Below are 18,712 nucleotides of genomic sequence, written 5' to 3' on the forward strand. Positions count from 1 at the left end.
CAATAGCAGCCGGAAGGAGCATGCCGAAGCAGCCACCTGGCATCAAGCGCGGCCGCCGGCCGTCACGTCAGGTCGGGTGGCGCAGGGCAGGCGTGGCGCGGCGCTTGCGGCCTTCACGCACCTGCCACAGCGAATGGGCCACCAGGGTGAGGATGATCAAGGCCCCGCCGGCCAGCGAGGCCGTGCCGGGGGCTTCCGAGAAAATCAGCCAGACCCAGATGGGCGCAAGCACGGTTTCGAGCAGGTAGAACATCGCCACCTCGGGTCCCGTAATGTATTTCGGACCCGATGCGAGGAGGAAGAAGGCAATCGGTATGACGATGGCGCCGTTGAGCAGGATCCACCATGGCGCCTCGACCTGGTAGCCGGTTCGAGACACCATGAACGCCGCGACCACGAATGGCAGCGACACCGCGACCAGCGCCGTGAAACCCATGTCCTTGCCGGTGGCGCGCGTCACCGTGATGGCCGAGGCGATGAGCAGGGCCGTCAAAACCGCCAGGACATTGCCGAACAGATTGCCTGTTCCGATGCCGCTTCCCACGATGACGGCCACGCCGATCACCACCAGCGCCATCGCTGCCAGAGTCTGCGGCCGCGGGCGCTCGCCGAGGAAGAACCAGGAAAGCAGCGCGGCGAACATGGAGTTGAAGGCCAGGATGAAGACGAGGTCGGCGGTCGACGTGTAGAACACCGCCATCAGAAAGCAGATGGATGCCAGCGAGTAGAGGCTGGCCACGAGGAGGCCGGCCCGCCCGGGTATCAGTGCCGGCGCATTGCCCCGCCAAAGCCGCCAGGCAGTCCAGACCACAATGGCCGAGATGACCGTCGCGCCGCTTCGCAGCATGAGGATGGACCATGGATCGCCATTGGCCAGCCGGATGAGCGGAATGTCGACGGTAAGCGTCAGTCCGCCAATGGCGGTCAGGACGAGGCCCTTGGCATGATGCGAGGAATGTTCGGACAACGGCGACGGCCCCACGAGACATGGCTGTATGATGCGGAAGCCGCCGGCATTCTTCGTTACGAAGTTTCGCCTTCGTAGCGTTCCCACCCCTTCGCACCGAGATGCTCCTGCGGCCTGAAACGCATCTTATAGGCCATCTTCGGGGACCCCTTGACCCAGTAGCCGAGATAAACATGGGGCAGACCGGCCGCGCGCGCCCGCTCGATATGATCGAGGATCATGTAGGTGCCGAGGGAGCGCTCCTCCATTTCGGGGCTGAAATAGGAATAGACCATCGACAATCCGTCCGCCATCCGGTCCGTCAGCGCGACCGCGAGCAGTTCGCCCTCGCCGCGCCCGGTCACGAAGCTGTCGGGTCCGCGCCGGCGATACTCGATGACCTTGGTGTCGACATGCGTGTCCTCGACCATCATGGCATAGTCGAGCACCGTCATGTCCGACATGCCGCCACGCCGGTGGCGCGAATCCAGATAGGCGCGAAACAGAGAATATTGCTCGGTCGACGGTTCGGCATCGTGCATGACGCCGATCAGGTCGGAATTGATCTTCTTCACCCGTTTCATGTTCTTCGACGGGCGGAACTCGCCGGCCAGAATGCGCACCGAGACGCAGGCGCGGCAGGTCTCGCAGGCCGGCCGGTAGGCGATGTTCTGCGACCGGCGGAAGCCGCCCTGGGTGAGAAGATCGTTGAGCTCGGGAGCCTTGTCGCCGACCAAATGCGTGAACACCTTGCGCTCGAACTGCCCTTCCAGATAGGGGCAGGGCGATGGCGCGGTCAAAAAGAACTGCGGCGACTGGACCTGGTGCTGCGTCATGGTGCGATCGGAATCTCAAATCCCCAACAGCTTGGACGCAGTGGCGAAAAGGTCAAGGGCAAATAGCGCTTGATGCATCGGAGCTGATGGTTGGACACGATGCTCACCGTTGACCAATCTCTCGCGCAATCAGCGGGCTATGCTCGATCAATATCCCGCCTCCTTCTGGTGCCGGAAGGCCAGGACATACACCGCATTGTCGGCCGGTTCGTGGCGATACAGAGCCACATAGCCGGAGTCCCCGAAGGCAATCACCAACTCGCGCAATTCGGGCACCTCAGGGTGTGGTCGGCCAATCTCGGGGGCGGCCTCCAGCAGCAGGAATTGCTGCTCGATGGCCTGGCCGGCCCCTTTGGCGGCTTCCGGGGCCTTGGTCGCCAGGAACCGCCGGCATCGTTCCAGGCCTTCCGCGGCACCTTCGGTGACGATTACGTGTGGCACCCTGGTGCCGGTTTTTCATCATCGGTGCCCCAGCTGTTCAACCAGGCGCGGACTTCTTCGCCGGACAGGTGGCGGCCGGTTTCCTTGTAGGCCGTCCAGGACGCCAGGGCTTCCTGCTTGAAGCTCTCGCTGGCTTCCTCGCGCTCAATATACTGCTTGATGGCTTCGAGCATGATCCAATGCGGCGAGCGGCGGCGCTGGCTGGCGAGTTGCCGGACGCGACCTTTCAGCGTGTCGTCGATCTTGAGAGACGTTGCCATGGCAACCTCGTATCACGTGGTAATACCTAGTGCTAACCTAGTTCTTCCGCACTCCAGAGTCCATCCGCAACGCCGTGCCGTATCGCGGGATTGAAGAATTGCGCGAACAGATTTGCTTCGGCAATGCCGTGCGGGCCGCGCCGATGGCTATGCGTCGGCGCGTGTCACCACCGTGCCCAAAAGCAGGCCGTGGACGGTGCGTTTGCGGTCGAGAAACAGCGTCGCCAACAAGATGAGCGGTGTCAGCACCGCATTGCCGGCCCAGAAAAGCACGGTATGGACGACGGCCAGCATGCCGTCGACGGGTGCGCCGTCGAGGCGCTCCAGCCGGATGCCCATCATGCGCATGCCGACCGTCGCCTGGCTGCTGCCGCCGAGCGTGTTCCAGACATAGATCAGCGCCACGGCGGGTCCCAGAATGCCGAACAGGAACCATCCCAGCCCCAGCGTGATGAGGCCGAAAATGGCGACCAGTATGGCGAATGGAATGATCAATAGGCCGATGATCAGATAGTCGAGGAAGAAGGCGAAGGCGCGCCGCGTCCTCACGCCCTCGAAGGTCCGCCAGTCGTCGAGACGCGAATTGAGAACCTCGCCGTCGAGGATCGTGCCATGCGAACTGCTGGTGTTCATGTGCTCCGCTACCTTGAGCGTCCGGTTGTCATCCTGTCCAGATGGTGAGGGCGAAGGGGAATTCAAGTGGCTGGGAGGGTGGGGTAAGCCTGCCACGTCAACGCAGGCATCGCCGGGGAAGCTTGTTGATGTAGACAAATTCATCTACATTGATGGCGATATTATCAACATGGAGATCGCCATGACGATCAACGTCAACAATCGGGAGGCCGATGAGCTGACGCGCACATTTGCCCGCATTGCCGGAGTGGGCATTACCGATGCGATCGTGATTGCCATGAAAGAGGCGATCGAGCGCCGTCGCCGTGTCGAAACGCCGATTCAGACCGCGGCCAGAATTCGCCGGAAGCACGGTGTGGTCCTGCACGACAGCGCTAAAAAGCCGCTCGCGAAAGACGCCTTTGACGAGATGTGGAACGAAGGCTGATGTATGTCGATGCCTGCGCCATCATCGCGCTGCTTGCCGATGAACCGGAAGCGCAAAGGGTCTCGGATGCGATTGCGGCCGCGAATGACCGGATGACCTCGCCCGTCGCGGTGTTGGAGGCTGTCCTGGGGCTTGCGCGAGCCGACAAATTCAACCTGCCGGTGGCCACGGTGGAACCCATCGTCGTGGAGTTTCTGGAAGATCGCGGCATCGAGATCACAGACCTCCCGCCGGCCAGGGACACTGTCAGCCTCGCCTTGTCGGCGGCGCATCGATACCGCTCGGGACGTCACGGCCTCAACCTCGGCGATTGCCTCCATTATGCCTGCGCCAAGCATTACGGCGTCCCGATTCTGGCGACCGACGACGAATTCAGGCAGACCGATCTCGACACCGTGCCGTGACCGGCCGCGGGCCATTGCAGAAGTGCTATGCTCCTGCCGACAGCAACGCGGCCGCCTCCGGCGCAAAATAGGTCAGAATGCCGTCGCAGCCGGCGCGCTTGAAGGCGAGCAGCGATTCCATCATCGCCTTTTCGCCGTCGATCCAGCCATTGGCGGCGGCCGCGCGGATCATCGAATATTCGCCCGACACCTGATAGGCGAAGGTCGGCACGGAAAACTCGTCCTTCAGCCTCTGGATGATGTCGAGATAGGGCAGGCCGGGCTTGACCATCAGCATGTCGGCGCCTTCGAGCAGATCCTGCTCGGCCTCGCGCACGGCCTCGTGCGAATTGGCCGGATCGACATAATAGGTCTTCTTGTCGCCCTTGAGCAGGCCGCCGGTGCCGATCGCCTCGCGATAGGGGCCGTAGAAGGCGGAGGCGAACTTCGTCGCATAGGACATGATGGCGACGTCGTGGTGGCCGGCCGCGTCGAGCGCCTCGCGGATGGCGCCGACCCGCCCGTCCATCATGTCCGACGGCGCGATGATGTCGGCGCCGGCCTGCGCCTGCAGCACTGCGGCCTCGGCGATCTGCGCAACCGTTTCGTCATTCACGATGACGCCGTCGCGCAGGATGCCGTCATGGCCGTGGCTGGTGAAGGGGTCGAGCGCCACGTCGGTGATGATGCCGATCTCCGGCACCGCCTGCTTGATGGCGCGGGTCGCCTTGTTGATGATGTTGTCGGCGGCGAGAATATGCGAGCCGCTCTCGTCGCGCAGCGACAGATCGACATTGGGAAAGGTGGCAATTGCCGGCACGCCGAGCCTTGCCGCCTTTTCCACCTCGCGTGCGGCCAGATCCGGGGACAGGCGCCAGACGCCCGGCATGGCTTCGATCTCCTCGCGCCGGTTCTCTCCGTCGATGACGAAGATCGGCCAGATGAGGTCGTCGACCGTCAGATGGTTTTCGCGCACCAGCCGCCGTGACCAGCCGGCCTTGCGCATGCGGCGCAGGCGGCGTGAGCCGGTGATCTCATCGACCGTGCGGGCCGCGCCATGGCGCTCGCGCAACATCCTGTTCATGGGTGTTCTCCTTGATCGGCAGAGTGTTAGCACGCTCGGGCACGGGCGACAAAGGACCTGCCGTCGCAGGCGAACGGGGTGTGCCACGCCGCCGACACGCCTTCCTTGTTGACCTTGCCGGGCCCGCCGCTTAACCCTCCGAACGGATGGGAATCGAGGAGTAGTGTGGATGGACTTCGGCGGCGGCGACCAGATCCGGTTCGAGCGCCGGGGGCGCGCCGGCATCGTCACGATGACGCGGCCCAAGGCGCTGAACGCCGTCACCCATCAAATGGTGCTGGCGCTCGCGCGGGCACTGGACGCCTGGGAAGGCGACGATGCGGTCGATCTCGTCATCATCAAGGGCGAGGGCCGGGCGTTTTCGGCCGGCGGTGACATCCTGCATATCTATGAGACGGGCAGGGCGGGCCGGCCGGACTACCGCTTCTTCGCCGACGAATACCGTCTCAACCTGCGCATTTCAGAATTCAAGAAACCCTATGTCGCGCTGATCGACGGCATCGTCATGGGCGGCGGCGTCGGTGTCTCGGTTCACGGCAGCCATCGCGTCATGACCGAGAATGCCGCCTTCGCCATGCCGGAAGTGGGCATCGGCTTCTTCCCCGATGTCGGCGGCAGCTATTTCCTGCCGCGGCTGAAGGATGCATACGGTTTCTGGCTGGGGTTGACCGGCAACCGTATCAAATATGGCGACGCGCTGTTTGCGGGCGTGGCGACCCACGCCGCCGCGCAGGCCGACCTTGACGCCATCGAGACCGAACTGGCCGAGACGGGAGCCGTCGATTCCGTGCTCGACAAACATGCCGCGACACCGGCGCCGGAGACTGAAGAGGCGGTGTTTGCAGCGATTGCGCGACATTTCGGTCACGCCTCGCTGGAGGATGTCCTGCAGAGCCTGCGGGATGCGGCCGCCAAGGGCGAGGCTTTCGCCGCATCGGCACAAAAGACGCTTGCCGAACGCTCGCCGACAAGTCTCAACGTGACGATGCGCCAGATATCGTCCGGCGCGAAGCTGACGATGGCCGAATGCATGGCCATGGAATACCGCATCGTCAGCCGGATGCTTGCCGGGCATGATTTCTACGAGGGGATCCGTACGGCACTGATCGACAAGGCGGCGACGCCGCAATGGCGGCCGGCGCGTCTGGAGGACGTTGAACCGGCCGGCATCGACGCCTATTTCGCCTCCCTTGGCGAAAAGGAACTGGCATTGTGACGGAAGACGGCCTGGAGACGCCGCGTCTCGGACCGACGCTGGTCGATTCCGCCTTCGTCTGGTTCTTGCGCATCGTTGCCGCCTTCTGCCTCGTCTTCGGCATTCTATACTGGGTGCGCCTGGTCGGCTTTTACGATGGGCTGCAATGGCGCTTCGACACGATGCCGGTGCACTGGCAGGTGGCTGCGGTGTCGCTGGCCGTGCTCTTTCCCTTCGCCGGCATCGGCCTGTGGATGATGGCGTCCTGGGGACCGGTGATCTGGTTTTTGTGCGCCGCCATCGAGGCGGCCATGTATGCCGGTTTTCCCGAATTGTTCGGACACAAGTCGGCACTGGTTGTCGCGCATGTGCTCGTGGCGGCCCTCTACATCGCCTTCCGTGTCGCCATTCATTTCGAGCGGCGCAAGGAGCAGGCGTTAACCCAAGATTCACGCAGATATTGATCCGGCCTGCGTAAGGCCTTGTTAAGGCTGGTGTTTAAGTCGAATTTTAGAGGCATTCGCTAATCTGGCGCCAAGGTGAAAACGAAAAACAATTCACCGGCGTCAAACGAGAGGCGAATACCCATGGTCACTTCAAGACAGGCCCCCAGGGCCAATCCGAATCATGTCGACCGCGCGGACGCACTGCGCGCGCTTTACCTTGAATCGCTGCAGCTCGTGGAGCGTCTGCACCGCCGGCTGCTCGATGTCGTCAAGGACGAGTTCGAGCGCAACGACCGCTCCGACATCAATGCCATCCAGGCACTGCTATTGTTCAATATCGGCAATTCCGAGCTGACGGCGGGCGAGTTGCGCTCCAGGGGCTACTATCTCGGCTCCAACGTGTCCTATAATCTTAAGAAGCTTGTCGATCTCGGTTTCGTCAATCACCAGCGCTCGCGCATCGACCGACGCTCGGTCCGCATCTCGCTGACCGAGAAGGGGCAGGAAGTGGCCGAGATCGTCGGCGGGCTCTACGACCGGCATGTCGGCTCCATCGAGCAGGTCGGCGGCATCAATGTCGACGAGTTTCAGCAGATGAACAAGGCTCTGCTCAGGCTCGACCGCTTCTGGAACGACACCATCGCCTATCGCATGTAGGTGTTGATGTGAGCGGTTTGGTCTTCACATCTTCGTGCGGGCTTCGCCGATGGTCGGGTCATGTTGCGGCCATAATCCGATGGCTAGGAACGCTCAGTTTTGGAGTGATGCGTATCTGAGTAGTCGGCACGGTCATGATCCATGCCGTGCCGGCGCGGGAATATGGTTGGCAATTTGTTAACAGCGCCGGCGTAAGCTTCCCGCATCAGGCAATGATCCGGCGCGCACGAGCGCCCCGACCAACTGGCTGACGGGACAGATGAAGACAAGCAGACGTTTCTTCCTCACCGGCGCTTCCGCCATTGCTGCAACCGCGGTTTCCGGTTCTGTGCGTGCACAGGACATTATCCGCGAGCTGATCCAGGCACCGCGCCGCGGCGCCTGGGACGAGCAGTTCGACGCACGCGCCTCCGATGGCGATCAGGTGTCGTCCAGGCTGCCGATCTTCAGCGCGCAGACCATCGCCTATGTGGAGCAGGCAATCACCCAGTATTCGGGGATCGTCGCCCAGGGCGGCTGGCCGGTCGTGCCGGCGACGAAGAAGCTGCAGCTCGGCGTCACCGATCCCGACGTCGAGATCCTGCGCCGCCGGCTGATGATTTCCGGCGATCTGTCGACGAGTGCCGGGATGTCGCCGGCTTTCGATTCCTATGTCGATTCGGCGGTGAAACGCTTCCAGGCGCGCCATGGCCTGCCGGCCGACGGCGTCATGGGCGAATACACCTACAAGGCGATGAATGTCGGCGCTAGTGTGCGGCTCGGCCAGCTCCAGACCAATCTGGAGCGGTTGCGCAACGCGCCCGAACCGCTGGGCGATCGCTATGTCATGGTCAATATCCCGGCCGCCCAGATCGAGGCGGTGGAGAACGGCCGTGTGACGCTGCGCCATACCGCCATTGTCGGCAAGGTCGACCGCCAGACGCCGATCCTCGACTCCAAGATCAACGAGATCATCGTCAATCCGTATTGGAATGCGCCGGTGTCGATCGTCCGCAGGGACATCATTCCGCTGATGCGCAAGGACCCGAGCTATCTGACGAATAACCACATTCGGTTGATCGACGGCAATGGCAACGAGGTTGCGCCCGAAACGATCGACTGGTCGACCGACGAGGCTGTCAACTACCGGTTCCGGCAGGATCCGGGCGCCATCAACGCCATGGCCTCGGTCAAGATCAATTTCCCCAATACGCATGCCGTCTACATGCACGACACGCCCCAGCAGGGCCTGTTCAACGAGTTGATGCGGTTCGATTCCTCGGGCTGCGTGCGCGTGCAGAACGTGCGCGACCTCGTGACCTGGCTGCTGCGCGACACCGACGGCTGGTCGCGCCAGCGTTTCGAGCAGACCATCAAGACCGGCGAAAGCGTGCCGGTCCAACTGGCCAAACCCGTTCCCGTCCACTTCACCTATGTTTCCGCCTGGTCGACCGGCAATCGCGTGGTCCATTTCCGCGACGACATCTATGGCCGCGACGGGGTGGAAGAGCTGAAGATCTCCTCGGCGCTTTGAGGTCAGGCTGCGCCGCCGCGCCGGTTGCACGAGCGCGGCGAGGCAAGGGGCGATGACGCCAGGCGGCGTCGCCGCCGAATGCGTTGCGCCGAATCGCCATGCCGGGCTCCCGGTGACGAGGGTGGGCTTCAGCGCTCGGCAAATGTGACGTTTTTGCAACGTACGGCAGAAATGCGTGGGCCCCGCCGTCTGCGCCGTCCCGTGTGGCCAGCATTGCGCGCCATGCCAGCGATTTCGATCACATCGATGAATTCATTGAAAATTCGAACCGGTTTTGACGTAACGGCATAGTCGACACGGCCGGCCGATGGCCGGTCCGACACCTCGGTGACGGCAATTGTTGGCCGCCAAACTTTGGTGCAAGCTGCCCATCAATTCGGAGGACGGCCCATCGCCTGATGGCGTATGGACAGCAATTGAGGGAGGGTGAAGACGCATGCGCGCTTCTCTTTTTGCATCGACTGCATTGGCCGCAATGGTGGCGGGGATTGCAACGGCTGATGCGGGCGGCTTTGCGGTTCGCGAGCAGTCGGCCTACGGTCAGGGTTCGAGCTTTGCCGGCATGGCGGCGCCGGGCGATTCGATCAGCTCGATGTTCTGGAATCCGGCCGCGGTGACGATCGTCGACGGCATCGTCGTGGAAGGCAATGTGACCGGCATCTTCCCGCGTTCCAAACTGGACGTGGAGCCGACCCGTTCGACGTTGGCGCCACTTGGTTTCGGCAATGGCGGCAATGTCGGCGAGATCGGTGTGGTGCCGACGGCCTATTTCGCCATGCCGGTCAACGACAGGCTGTATTTCGGTCTCAGCATCAACGCGCCCTACGGCCTGGCCACGACGTCGGATGCGCCGTGGGTCGGCATGATCAGCCATCTCGAGGCCGAGGCGGTGTCGTTCAACGCCACGCCCATCGTCGGCGTCAAGATCAACGACATGCTGAGCATCGCGGTGGGTCTGCAGGTGCAGTATTTCGACGTCGACATCAAGTCGGCCTTGGCGCCGATCGCCGGGCCGCCCAAACAGCGTGTTTCGGGCGACGATTGGGGCATCGGCTTCGTGGCCGGCCTGACCTTCACGCCGATGGACGGCACGACGATCGGCATCGGCTACCGCTCGATGATCAAGCAGTCGCTCGAAGGAACGCAGTCCTTCGACATTCCCGTCGGCGGCGGGCTGGTTCCCGCCGGTTCTTACCCGATCGGCGCCGATATCGACCTGCCCGAAACCATCTCGGTCGGTCTGCGCCAGCGTATCACCGAGAGCTTCACCATGATGGCCGGCATGGAATGGACGAACTGGAGCCGCATCCAGACGGTTCCGTTCGAGGGCTCGCCCGTCGGCGCGGATCTGGCGCTCAATTACGAGGACGGCTGGTTCTTCTCGCTTGGCGGCGAATACAAGTACAATCCCGAGCTGACGTTGCGCGCCGGCGTCGGCTACGAGATCGCCCCGACCGAGGACGAGCACCGCTCCATTCGCCTGCCCGACGCCGACCGCATCTGGGCCAGCGTGGGGGCGAGCTACGACTGGAACGAAAAGCTGTCCCTCGACCTCGGCTATTCGCATCTGTTCGTCGATGACGGCCCGATTGACGAGACGACGGCCGGCATCCGCTATGCCGGTACGGCCGAGGGCAGCGTCGACATCATTTCCGTGGGCTTCCGCTACAAGTTTGGCGGATAGAGCAATTCCAGGAGAAGTGGCCCCCGGTTCTCCGTCCGGAATTGCGTGAGACAAAGAGCAATTCCAGGAGAAGTGGCCCCCGGTTCTCCGTCCGGAATTGCGTGAGACAAAGAGCAATTCCAGGAGAAGTGGCCCCCGGTTCTCCGTGTGGAATTGCTGACAAGCAATGAGTTGGATCGCCTTTTGGGGGGCGTAAGTCGGCACCGCGCGTTTCTTCTCCGCGCGGTGCCGCGGTCGTTCAACCTATGGGAATGCCGGCATTCACCAGTGCCTCGCGCACGTGGTCCACGTCCTCTTCCTTGCCGTAATGCAGCGTGGCGTGCATCGTCTCGAAGGTGAACGCCGGATCGGCCTGTCTTGCCCGTGCCGCATGGGCTGCGGCCGCGGTCTCGTCACCGAGCCATGAATAGGCTGCGGCCGTAAAGGCGTGCTGGAAGGCGTCCATGGTCGAAAGATGCATGAACGCCTCGATGGCGTCTCCATATTGGCGGGCATTGAAATACGCCTTGCCGAGATGACTCCAGAACCGCTCCGGATGGTGCGGGTTGAGCCGCATCGCCTTCAAGATCCACTCGATGCCTTCCTGCGGTCGGCCGAGCCAGGTGAGCAGTTCGCCCTGCTGGACGACGACGAGGTCGTAGTTCGGATTGAGCGCCAGTGCGCGTTCCTGGTGGTGGCGCGCCCGGGTCAGATCATTCTGGTTGACCGCGATGGCCGCCAGGATGCGGTGCACGTCGGCGTCATTATCGTCGAGCGACAGCGCCGTTTCCAGTTCCGAGACGACCTGCTCGAAGACGGCGTCCTTGTCGTCGCACCAGCCATGGACCCAAGCCTGGCCGAGTATGCAGCCGCGCCAGGCATGGGCGTGCGCATAATCGGGATCGAGTTCGACGGCCCGGCCGATCAGCTTCTGTGCTTCTTTGTTGTCGGTGTGGGTGGACCGGTGATGCAGCACCTTGGCCGCGAGCACGCATTCATAGGCGGCGAGGTTGGCCGGGGTCTTGCGCGCGATCTGGTCGCGCTGCGCCGCCTCCACGCGGCCGGGCAAGGTGGCCACGATCGCCGCCGTCACCTCGTCCTGGATGGCGAAGACGTCGTCGAGCTTGCGGTCATAGCGTTCCGCCCAGATATGGGCATCGCTGGCGGTGTCGATGAGTTGGACGGTGACACGCAACCGCTCGCCCGACTTGCGCACGCTGCCTTCGACCAGATATTGCGCGCCGAGCTTTTGCGCCACCTCGCGTATGTTCACCGCCCGGCCCTTGTAGACGAAGCTCGAGTTGCGCGAGATGACGAAGAGTTCGTGGCGGCGCGACAGTTCTGTGATGATGTCCTCGGTCAGGCCGTCGACGAAGAATTCCTGCTCCGGATCGCCGCTCATATTCGCGAAGGGCAGAACCGCGATCGAGGTGCGGGCGCTCGTCGTGCCCTTCATCCCGTCGGCCTTGGTCTTCGTGGTTCCCGCTTGCCCGTTGAGGACGGCGCGCCAGACTTTCACCGGGCGCGAGATGTTCTTCAGACTTTTCTCGCCCAGGTCTTCGAAAGACAGGCCGACCTTGTCCAGGACCTGGTCGTGGACGGCCTGCGTCACGCAGATGCCGCCGACATCGGCGAGCTGCTCGAGCCGTGCGGCGATGTTGACGCCGTCGCCGTAGATGTCTCCGTCATCGAATATGATGTCGCCGATATTGATCCCGATGCGGAACTGAATGCGACCGTCTTCGGGAACGTCCGCATTGCGCCGGCGCATCCTGTCCTGGATTTCCGCTGCGCAGTGCACCGCGTCGCTGACGCTCTGGAATTCCACCAGCATGCCGTCGCCGGTGGTCTTGATGATGTGGCCGTGATTCTTGGCGATGGCCGGGTCGATGAGTTCTATGCGATGGGTGCGCAGCCGCGCCAGCGTGCCCTTTTCGTCCGCTTCCATGAGGCGGGAATAACCCGCCATGTCGGCAGCCAGTACGGCGGCAAGCCTGTGTTCCATCGTGGTTCCCTACCGGGCGCGGATACTATCATGCAGACGTGCAAATAAGAACACGCCGGAAGCTGCGCGCTGCAAATTGTGACGACGCCTGATCGATGTACTTGTCATCGACGTCACGTCCGCAATACGACCCGAGGACAACATGCCTGATCCATTTGCGGGCGAATGTGAAATATGTCCTTTCGGCGGGTCGCGGCGCGGACGCCGAGATGGCGCCGGCCACGGCATTTGGCGCAAGGCGGCCAGCAAATTTCGCCAGGCGACGTGGCAGTCGGAGACGAGTTGTGTTAATGCGCGCCCTGTCTGAATCCACCCCCAAACGCTGAGGATCAAGATATCATGGCAACAGCCACCGCCGCTTCCGCGACCGCCAACCCGTTCGATCTGCCGCTCGAAGAGCTGGATCCGGAAATCTTTGGCGCCGTGCGCAAGGAGCTCGGCCGCCAGCGTCACGAAATAGAGCTGATCGCGTCGGAAAACATCGTCAGCCGCGCCGTCATGGAGGCGCAGGGCACGGTGCTCACCAACAAATATGCCGAGGGCTATCCGGGCCGGCGCTATTATGGCGGCTGCCAGTATGTCGACATCGTCGAGGACCTGGCGATCGAGCGCGCCAAGAAGCTCTTCGACTGCAAGTTCGCCAATGTTCAGCCCAATTCCGGCAGCCAGATGAACCAGGCCGTTTTCCTGGCGCTCTTGCAGCCCGGCGACAGCTTCATGGGTCTGGACCTGAATTCAGGCGGCCATCTCACCCATGGCTCGCCGGTCAACATGTCGGGCAAATGGTTCCGGCCGATCTCCTACGGCGTGCGCCGCGACGACCATCTTCTCGACATGGACGAGGTGGAGCGGCTGGCGCATGAGCACAATCCCAAGCTCATCCTCGCCGGCGGCACGGCCTATTCGCGCATTTGGGACTGGCAGCGCTTCCGCGCCATTGCCGACGCGGTCGGCGCCTATCTGATGGTCGACATGGCGCATATCGCCGGCCTGGTCGCCGGCGGCGTGCATCCTTCGCCGTTGCCCCATGCCCACGTCGTCACCACGACGACGCACAAGTCGCTGCGCGGGCCGCGCGGCGGCATGATCCTGACCAATGACGAGGATATCGCCAAGAAGATGAACTCGGCCGTCTTCCCCGGCCTTCAAGGCGGCCCGCTGATGCATGTCATCGCCGCCAAGGCGGTGGCGCTCGGCGAGGCGCTGCGTCCCGATTTCAAGACCTATGCCAAGAATGTCGTGGCCAATGCCAAGGCGCTGGCCGCAAGCCTCGATGAAAGCGGGCTCGACATCGTATCGGGCGGCACCGACAACCATCTCATGCTGGTCGATTTGCGGCCCAAGAACGCCACCGGCAAGCGCGCCGAGGCCGCGCTTGGGCGCGCCAACATCACCTGCAACAAGAACGGCATTCCCTTCGACCCCGAAAAGCCGTTCGTCACCTCTGGTGTGCGGCTCGGTACGCCGGCCGGCACCACGCGCGGCTTCGGCCAGGCCGAGTTCCGCGAGATCGGCAATCTCATCACCGAAGTGCTCGACGGGCTGAAGGCGGTGAATTCCGACGAGGGCAATGCCGCGGTCGAAGAATCGGTCAAGAAGAAGGTGATTGCACTCACCGACCGCTTCCCGCTCTACCCGCATCTGGGCTAAACAGAGACCTCGCAGTCGGAATCGAAGGGAACACATGCGCTGCCCTTACTGCCAGTCTGAAGACACGCAGGTGAAGGATTCCCGGCCGGCCGAGGACGGCGCCGTGATCCGCCGCCGCCGCGTCTGCCCCGATTGCGGCGGCCGCTTCACCACCTTCGAGCGCGTTCAACTGCGCGATCTCGTGGTGGTCAAGAAATCGGGCCGCAGGGTGCCGTTCGACCGCGACAAGCTGATGCGGTCCTTCAACATTGCGCTCAGGAAGCGCAATGTGGAGCCCGAACGCGTCGAACGCGCAGTCTCCGGCATCGTGCGCCAGCTCGAAAGTTCCGGCGAGACCGAGATCGCTTCCGACGAGGTGGGGCGGCTGGTCATGGAAGCGCTCAAGTCGCTCGACGACGTCGCCTATGTCCGCTTCGCCTCGGTCTATCGCAATTTCCGCGAGGCCAAGGATTTCAAGGAATTGCTCGGCGAGCTCGGCGACGGCGAGGAGGTCGAGCAGTGACAGCCACGCCGGCGGGGCGCGATATCGAGCTGCAAGCCGCAGCCGATCGCCGCTACATGGCCGCCGCCATCCGCCTGTCGCGTCGTCATCTCGGCCGTACGGCGTCCAATCCGTCCGTGGGAACGCTGATCGTCGCCGATGACGGCTCGGGCCCGGTGATCGTCGGCCGCGGCGTGACCGCCATCGGCGGGCGCCCGCATGCGGAACCGCAGGCCCTGGCCGAGGCCGGCGAGAGGGCGCGCGGCGCCACGGCCTATGTGACCCTCGAGCCTTGCGCGCATCACGGCCGCACGCCGCCTTGCGCGGAGGCGCTGGTGAGTGCCGGCATTGCCCGCGTGGTCGGTGCGGCGAGCGACCCCGACGACCGGGTGAGCGGGCGCGGCTACACGATCCTGCGCGATGCCGGCATCGAGGTCGTCGAAGGCGTGCTGGCCGGGGAAGCGGCGGATCTGATGGCGGGCTACCTCGCGCGCCATGTGAAAAAACGGCCGGAAGTGATTCTGAAACTTGCGGTATCGAGCGATGGCATGATCGGCCGCCGGGGCGAGGGGCAACTCGCCATCACCGGCTCCGTCTCCAGGGCGCAGGTGCATGTCATGCGCGCCGAGGCCGATGCCATTCTCGTCGGCATCGGCACGGTTTTGGCCGACGATCCCGAACTCACCTGTCGGCTGCCGGGGCTCGAAAGCCGGTCGCCGGCGCGTATCGTGCTCGATTCCAGGGCCAGGCTGCCGCTCGGCTCCAGGCTGGTGCGCTCGGCCGGCGCTGTGCCGTTGATGCTCGCGGTGGGTGAGGACGCGGACCCCGCGGCAAGAGCCGCACTGGAGGCGGCGGGGGTCGATGTGCTGGCCACGGAGCGTTATGACGGAAGGATCGCGTTGCCGGAGCTGCTGGAGGATCTGGCGGCCAAAGGCTTTGCGAGCCTGATCGTCGAAGGCGGCGCGGAGGCGGCCCGCGCCTTCCTGGACGAGGGGCTGGTCGACCGCATCGCGCTTTTCACCGGGCCGAACGAGATCGGAGAGGGAGGCGTGCCTGCGCCGTTCACCGGCGATCCGGTGCCGGCCGGTTTCCGGCTGTTGCGCCAAGCGCGCTTCGGCGACGATCACTATCGCGAATATGTGAGGCAGGACTGATGTTCACCGGTATCGTCACCGATATTGGAACGGTCAATACGCTCATCCCGCTCGACGAAGGCATGCGGCTGCGCGTCGAGACAAACTACGACCCGGCAACCATCGACATCGGCGCCTCGATCGCCTGTTCCGGCGTCTGCCTGACGGTGGTCGGCCTGCCCGAGGCGGGTTCCAACCAGCGCTGGTTCGAGGTCGAGGCGTGGGAGGAGGCGCTGAGGCTGACGACGGCCGGGCAGTGGGGCGAGGGAACGCGCATCAACCTGGAGCGGGCGTTGAAGATCGGTGACGAACTGGGCGGCCACATCGTCTCCGGCCATGTCGACGGCACGGCGGAAATCGTTGCGCGCGAGGCAGAAGGCGACGCCGTCCGCTTCACGCTGGAAGTGCCGCGCCATCTGGCGAAATTCATCGCGCCCAAGGGCTCTGTCGCCCTCGACGGCGCGTCGCTCACCGTCAATTCGGTCGAGGGAACGCGCTTCGACGTGCTGTTGATCCAGCATTCGCTGTCAGTGACGACCTGGGGCGAGCGCCAAGTCGGCGATCTGGTGAATATGGAGATCGACACCATGGCGCGCTATGCGGCCAGGCTGAAGGAGGCTTCGGAGCAGGGACTTTAGTGTCGGTCAATCTTCAGCTCACCCCCGTTGCGCCATCGGGCCATCGAGTCGAAAAAGATCGGCCATGCCATTCTGCGCCTTGCGGAGTGCGCCGGATCGGCCTAATGGACCGGTTCGCCGGAGACTGACATGACCAAGCCCCTTCGCCTGCTGATCATCGAGGCGCGTTTCTACGACGACCTTGCCGACGCGCTGCTCGATGGCGCCAAGGCGGCGCTCGAGGAAGTGGGTGCGGGCTATGATGTCGTCACCGTGCCGGGCGCACTGGAGATACCCGCCACCATCTCCTTCGCGCTCGACGGGGCCGAAGGTGACGGCCCGGATTATGACGGTTTTGTCGCGCTCGGCTGCGTGATCCGTGGTGAGACCTATCATTTCGAGATCGTGGCCAATGAATCGGCGCGCGCGTTGATGGAGCTGTCGGTGGAGGAATCGGCGGCCATCGGCAACGGCATCCTGACCGTCGACAATGAGGCGCAGGCCTGGGCACGCGCCAGGCGCGAAGAGGGGGACAAGGGAGGGTTTGCAGCACGTGCGGCGCTGACCATGATCGCGCTGCGAAGAAAACTTGGAGCCTGATACCTTGACGCCCGCCCCCGACAGCACCGACAAACCGCTGCGCCCTGCCAACAAGCGCGGAACGGCGCGCCTTGCCGCCGTGCAGGCGCTCTATCAGATGGATGTCGCCGGAACCGGGCTCTTGGAGACGACGGCCGAGTATGAGGCGTTCCGTCTCGGCAAGGAGGTCGACGGGGCGCTCTATCGCGAGGCCGATCCGCAATGGTTCCGCGCCATTTTGGCCGGTGTGGTGGAAAACCAGAAGAAGGTCGATCCGGTAATCCGCCAGGCGCTTCTGGACGACTGGCCGCTGTCGCGCATCGATTCCACGCTGCGCGCCATTCTGCGCGCCGGCGTCTACGAGCTGATGCTGCGCTTCGACGTGCCGATCGCCGTTATCGTGTCGGAATATGTCGACATCGCCAAGGCGTTCTATGACGGCGAGGAGTCGAAACTGGTCAATGCCGTGCTCGACCGCGTCGCCCGCAGCGTGCGCAAGGAAGAAGGCGGCAAGGGCGCGCGATGAGTTCGGTTGAGAGGGAGGCGCGCCGCGCCGCGCTGATCCTGGCCGCGTCGAACGCCGTGGTCGGTTCCGCCGCTCCGATCTCGATCTCCATGGGCGCGCTGGCCGGCGACTACCTGCTCGGTGCGGACAAGTCGCTCGCGACGCTGCCTGTCACGGCCTACAATGTCGGTGTCGCGCTCGGCGCGATCCCGCTTGCCTTCCTGGTGCGCCGGCTCGGCCAGCGCAACGGATTTCTTTCGGGCACTGTGGCGACCGCCGCCGGCGGCTTCGTGGCCGCGCTTGGCTTGTTCAACGGCGCATTCTGGCTTTTCGCCCTGGGATTGCTGGTGGTCGGCGTCGGCGGCGCTTCGGTTCAGCAATATCGCTTCGCTGCCGCCGATCGTGCTCCGGCGGCCTTCAAGGCCAAGGCCATTTCGACCGTTCTTGCCGGTGGCGTCGCCATGGCCATCATCGGTCCGCAGGTCGCCATCTTCACGCGCGAGCTTTTCGCGCCCGTCATGTTTGCAGGCTCCTTCGCGGCCATCATCGTGCTGGCGATGCTCGGGGCGGTCATCCTGTCCTTCCTGCGTCTGCCGGCCAGGCAGGTCAGGCACACGGAGGCGGATGCGGATCGGGTCCAGCCCCAGGCCCGGCCGCTCGGGAGTATCTTGCGCCAGCCGCGCTTCATCGTGTCGCTTTTGTGCGCCGTCGGGTCCTATGCGCTGATGAGTTTCGTCATGACCGGTGCGCCGCTCGCCATGGTGGGCTGCGGGTTCACGCCCGACGAAGCCGCGCTCGGCATTTCCTGGCACGTCATGGCCATGTTCGCGCCGAGCTTTGTCACCGGGCGCCTGATCGCCCGCTTCGGCAAGGAGACCATCGTCGCGGTCGGTCTGATGCTGCTTGTCGGCTGCGCGGTCGTGGCGCTTTCCGGCATCGCCCTCTGGCAGTTCTGGACGGCGCTCATTCTGCTCGGCATCGGCTGGAACTTCGGTTTCATCGGTGCCACCGCCATGGTGTCGGAGACCTACAATGAGGCGGAGAAGGGCAAGGTGCAGGGCGTGCACGACTTCATGCTGTTCGGCTCGGTCGCCCTGGGCTCGCTCCTGTCGGGCCAGGTCTACAACGCCTGGGGCTGGGACATGCTGAACTGGATCGTGCTGCCGGTGTGCGTGCTCTGCCTGGCCGCCCTTGGCGGGCTCGCGACCGTCCGCAGGCGCCGCCGTATCCCGGCCGAATGAGCCTTGCCGCCCCGTGG

General features: G+C 63.8%; 21 protein-coding genes. 14 read left to right on the forward strand and 7 right to left on the reverse strand.

What is annotated here, in order from left to right:
• Positions 1-67: 67 nt before the first annotated feature.
• The 5 genes from GM909_RS02455 to GM909_RS02475 form a co-directional block, all read right to left on the reverse strand.
• Positions 68-967, reverse strand: a complete 900-nt coding sequence (locus GM909_RS02455; protein ID WP_157014631.1) for a DMT family transporter — start codon at positions 965-967, stop codon at positions 68-70.
• A 56-nt stretch (positions 968-1,023) separates the two neighbouring features.
• Entirely contained in the window at positions 1,024-1,782 is a 759-nt protein-coding gene (locus GM909_RS02460; RefSeq protein ID WP_157014632.1) for an arginyltransferase, read from the reverse strand.
• Positions 1,783-1,929: 147 nt separating this feature from the next.
• Positions 1,930-2,223, reverse strand: coding sequence for a type II toxin-antitoxin system RelE/ParE family toxin (locus tag GM909_RS02465; protein WP_157014633.1), 294 nt, complete (start codon positions 2,221-2,223; stop codon positions 1,930-1,932).
• The gene (locus GM909_RS02470) at positions 2,211-2,483 is read right to left on the reverse strand and encodes a CopG family ribbon-helix-helix protein (protein WP_157014634.1); all 273 of its coding nucleotides are present in this window, start codon (positions 2,481-2,483) and stop codon (positions 2,211-2,213) included. The genes GM909_RS02465 and GM909_RS02470 overlap by 13 nt, the downstream gene beginning before the upstream one ends.
• 147 nt (positions 2,484-2,630) lie before the next feature.
• Positions 2,631-3,116, reverse strand: coding sequence for an RDD family protein (locus GM909_RS02475; protein ID WP_157014635.1), 486 nt, complete (start codon positions 3,114-3,116; stop codon positions 2,631-2,633).
• Between the two features lie 181 nt (positions 3,117-3,297).
• On the opposite strand from GM909_RS02475, the gene GM909_RS02480 reads away from it, so the two are divergent.
• Positions 3,298-3,543: a type II toxin-antitoxin system VapB family antitoxin gene (locus GM909_RS02480; protein WP_157014636.1), complete on the forward strand. Its 246-nt coding sequence runs from the start codon at positions 3,298-3,300 to the stop codon at positions 3,541-3,543.
• The gene (locus tag GM909_RS02485) at positions 3,543-3,947 is read left to right on the forward strand and encodes a type II toxin-antitoxin system VapC family toxin (RefSeq protein ID WP_157014637.1); all 405 of its coding nucleotides are present in this window, start codon (positions 3,543-3,545) and stop codon (positions 3,945-3,947) included. The genes GM909_RS02480 and GM909_RS02485 overlap by 1 nt, the downstream gene beginning before the upstream one ends.
• A 25-nt stretch (positions 3,948-3,972) precedes the next feature.
• Here the strand turns inward: GM909_RS02485 and hemB are convergent, their stop codons facing one another.
• Positions 3,973-5,010, reverse strand: a complete 1,038-nt coding sequence (hemB, locus tag GM909_RS02490; RefSeq protein WP_157014638.1) for a porphobilinogen synthase — start codon at positions 5,008-5,010, stop codon at positions 3,973-3,975.
• A 169-nt stretch (positions 5,011-5,179) separates the two neighbouring features.
• Here hemB and GM909_RS02495 point away from each other — a divergent pair, with 169 nt between their 5' ends.
• The 5 genes from GM909_RS02495 (at position 5,180) to GM909_RS02515 (ending at position 10,505) form a co-directional block, all read left to right on the forward strand.
• Positions 5,180-6,226: an enoyl-CoA hydratase/isomerase family protein gene (locus GM909_RS02495; RefSeq protein ID WP_157014639.1), complete on the forward strand. Its 1,047-nt coding sequence runs from the start codon at positions 5,180-5,182 to the stop codon at positions 6,224-6,226.
• On the forward strand, positions 6,223-6,669 hold the full coding sequence (locus GM909_RS02500) for a DUF6163 family protein (RefSeq protein ID WP_157014640.1): 447 nt from the start codon (positions 6,223-6,225) through the stop codon (positions 6,667-6,669). The genes GM909_RS02495 and GM909_RS02500 overlap by 4 nt, the downstream gene beginning before the upstream one ends.
• A gap of 123 nt (positions 6,670-6,792) precedes the next feature.
• Positions 6,793-7,308, forward strand: a complete 516-nt coding sequence (gene ldtR, locus GM909_RS02505; protein WP_157014641.1) for a transcriptional regulator LdtR — start codon at positions 6,793-6,795, stop codon at positions 7,306-7,308.
• Positions 7,309-7,567: 259 nt separating this feature from the next.
• Positions 7,568-8,821: a L,D-transpeptidase family protein gene (locus GM909_RS02510; RefSeq protein WP_157014642.1), complete on the forward strand. Its 1,254-nt coding sequence runs from the start codon at positions 7,568-7,570 to the stop codon at positions 8,819-8,821.
• Between the two features lie 436 nt (positions 8,822-9,257).
• Positions 9,258-10,505, forward strand: coding sequence for an OmpP1/FadL family transporter (locus tag GM909_RS02515; RefSeq protein WP_157014643.1), 1,248 nt, complete (start codon positions 9,258-9,260; stop codon positions 10,503-10,505).
• Positions 10,506-10,743: 238 nt separating this feature from the next.
• Here the strand turns inward: GM909_RS02515 and GM909_RS02520 are convergent, their stop codons facing one another.
• On the reverse strand, positions 10,744-12,489 hold the full coding sequence (locus tag GM909_RS02520; protein WP_157014644.1) for an adenylate/guanylate cyclase domain-containing protein: 1,746 nt from the start codon (positions 12,487-12,489) through the stop codon (positions 10,744-10,746).
• 339 nt (positions 12,490-12,828) lie between these two features.
• Here GM909_RS02520 and glyA point away from each other — a divergent pair, with 339 nt between their 5' ends.
• The 7 genes from glyA (at position 12,829) to GM909_RS02555 (ending at position 18,695) form a co-directional block, all read left to right on the forward strand.
• Positions 12,829-14,139: a serine hydroxymethyltransferase gene (glyA, locus tag GM909_RS02525; RefSeq protein ID WP_157014645.1), complete on the forward strand. Its 1,311-nt coding sequence runs from the start codon at positions 12,829-12,831 to the stop codon at positions 14,137-14,139.
• Positions 14,140-14,173: 34 nt separating this feature from the next.
• Positions 14,174-14,641, forward strand: a complete 468-nt coding sequence (gene nrdR, locus GM909_RS02530; RefSeq protein WP_157014646.1) for a transcriptional regulator NrdR — start codon at positions 14,174-14,176, stop codon at positions 14,639-14,641.
• A 56-nt stretch (positions 14,642-14,697) separates the two neighbouring features.
• Complete coding sequence (ribD, locus tag GM909_RS02535; RefSeq protein WP_157014935.1) at positions 14,698-15,774, forward strand: bifunctional diaminohydroxyphosphoribosylaminopyrimidine deaminase/5-amino-6-(5-phosphoribosylamino)uracil reductase RibD; 1,077 nt, start codon at positions 14,698-14,700, stop codon at positions 15,772-15,774.
• Positions 15,774-16,391: a riboflavin synthase gene (locus GM909_RS02540; protein WP_157014647.1), complete on the forward strand. Its 618-nt coding sequence runs from the start codon at positions 15,774-15,776 to the stop codon at positions 16,389-16,391. Before ribD ends, GM909_RS02540 begins: the two co-directional genes overlap by 1 nt.
• A 129-nt stretch (positions 16,392-16,520) precedes the next feature.
• Positions 16,521-16,970, forward strand: coding sequence for a 6,7-dimethyl-8-ribityllumazine synthase (locus tag GM909_RS02545; protein ID WP_157014648.1), 450 nt, complete (start codon positions 16,521-16,523; stop codon positions 16,968-16,970).
• Positions 16,971-17,067: 97 nt separating this feature from the next.
• On the forward strand, positions 17,068-17,475 hold the full coding sequence (gene nusB, locus GM909_RS02550; protein ID WP_235911627.1) for a transcription antitermination factor NusB: 408 nt from the start codon (positions 17,068-17,070) through the stop codon (positions 17,473-17,475).
• A complete protein-coding gene (locus GM909_RS02555; RefSeq protein ID WP_157014650.1) occupies positions 17,472-18,695 on the forward strand; it encodes an MFS transporter in 1,224 nt (407 codons plus the stop codon). Before nusB ends, GM909_RS02555 begins: the two co-directional genes overlap by 4 nt.
• Positions 18,696-18,712: the final 17 nt, after the last annotated feature.

Origin of the sequence: Mesorhizobium xinjiangense, assembly GCF_009749525.1 — a bacterium.
In the GTDB taxonomy this organism is placed as follows: Bacteria; Pseudomonadota; Alphaproteobacteria; order Rhizobiales; family Rhizobiaceae; genus Mangrovimarina; species Mangrovimarina xinjiangensis.

Excerpts from the sequence above, each read along its gene's own strand:
- GM909_RS02460 (WP_157014632.1), bottom strand. The coding sequence starts at position 1,782 with ATGACGCAGCACCAGGTCCAGTCGCCGCAGTTCTTTTTGACCGCGCCA.
- GM909_RS02470 (WP_157014634.1), bottom strand. The coding sequence starts at position 2,483 with ATGGCAACGTCTCTCAAGATCGACGACACGCTGAAAGGTCGCGTCCGG.
- GM909_RS02475 (WP_157014635.1), bottom strand. The coding sequence starts at position 3,116 with ATGAACACCAGCAGTTCGCATGGCACGATCCTCGACGGCGAGGTTCTC.
- GM909_RS02480 (WP_157014636.1), top strand. The coding sequence starts at position 3,298 with ATGACGATCAACGTCAACAATCGGGAGGCCGATGAGCTGACGCGCACA.
- GM909_RS02485 (WP_157014637.1), top strand. The coding sequence starts at position 3,543 with ATGTATGTCGATGCCTGCGCCATCATCGCGCTGCTTGCCGATGAACCG.
- hemB (WP_157014638.1), bottom strand. The coding sequence starts at position 5,010 with ATGAACAGGATGTTGCGCGAGCGCCATGGCGCGGCCCGCACGGTCGAT.
- GM909_RS02495 (WP_157014639.1), top strand. The coding sequence starts at position 5,180 with ATGGACTTCGGCGGCGGCGACCAGATCCGGTTCGAGCGCCGGGGGCGC.
- ldtR (WP_157014641.1), top strand. The coding sequence starts at position 6,793 with ATGGTCACTTCAAGACAGGCCCCCAGGGCCAATCCGAATCATGTCGAC.
- GM909_RS02510 (WP_157014642.1), top strand. The coding sequence starts at position 7,568 with ATGAAGACAAGCAGACGTTTCTTCCTCACCGGCGCTTCCGCCATTGCT.
- GM909_RS02515 (WP_157014643.1), top strand. The coding sequence starts at position 9,258 with ATGCGCGCTTCTCTTTTTGCATCGACTGCATTGGCCGCAATGGTGGCG.
- GM909_RS02520 (WP_157014644.1), bottom strand. The coding sequence starts at position 12,489 with ATGGAACACAGGCTTGCCGCCGTACTGGCTGCCGACATGGCGGGTTAT.
- glyA (WP_157014645.1), top strand. The coding sequence starts at position 12,829 with ATGGCAACAGCCACCGCCGCTTCCGCGACCGCCAACCCGTTCGATCTG.
- nrdR (WP_157014646.1), top strand. The coding sequence starts at position 14,174 with ATGCGCTGCCCTTACTGCCAGTCTGAAGACACGCAGGTGAAGGATTCC.
- ribD (WP_157014935.1), top strand. The coding sequence starts at position 14,698 with ATGGCCGCCGCCATCCGCCTGTCGCGTCGTCATCTCGGCCGTACGGCG.
- GM909_RS02540 (WP_157014647.1), top strand. The coding sequence starts at position 15,774 with ATGTTCACCGGTATCGTCACCGATATTGGAACGGTCAATACGCTCATC.
- GM909_RS02545 (WP_157014648.1), top strand. The coding sequence starts at position 16,521 with ATGACCAAGCCCCTTCGCCTGCTGATCATCGAGGCGCGTTTCTACGAC.
- nusB (WP_235911627.1), top strand. The coding sequence starts at position 17,068 with ATGGATGTCGCCGGAACCGGGCTCTTGGAGACGACGGCCGAGTATGAG.
- GM909_RS02555 (WP_157014650.1), top strand. The coding sequence starts at position 17,472 with ATGAGTTCGGTTGAGAGGGAGGCGCGCCGCGCCGCGCTGATCCTGGCC.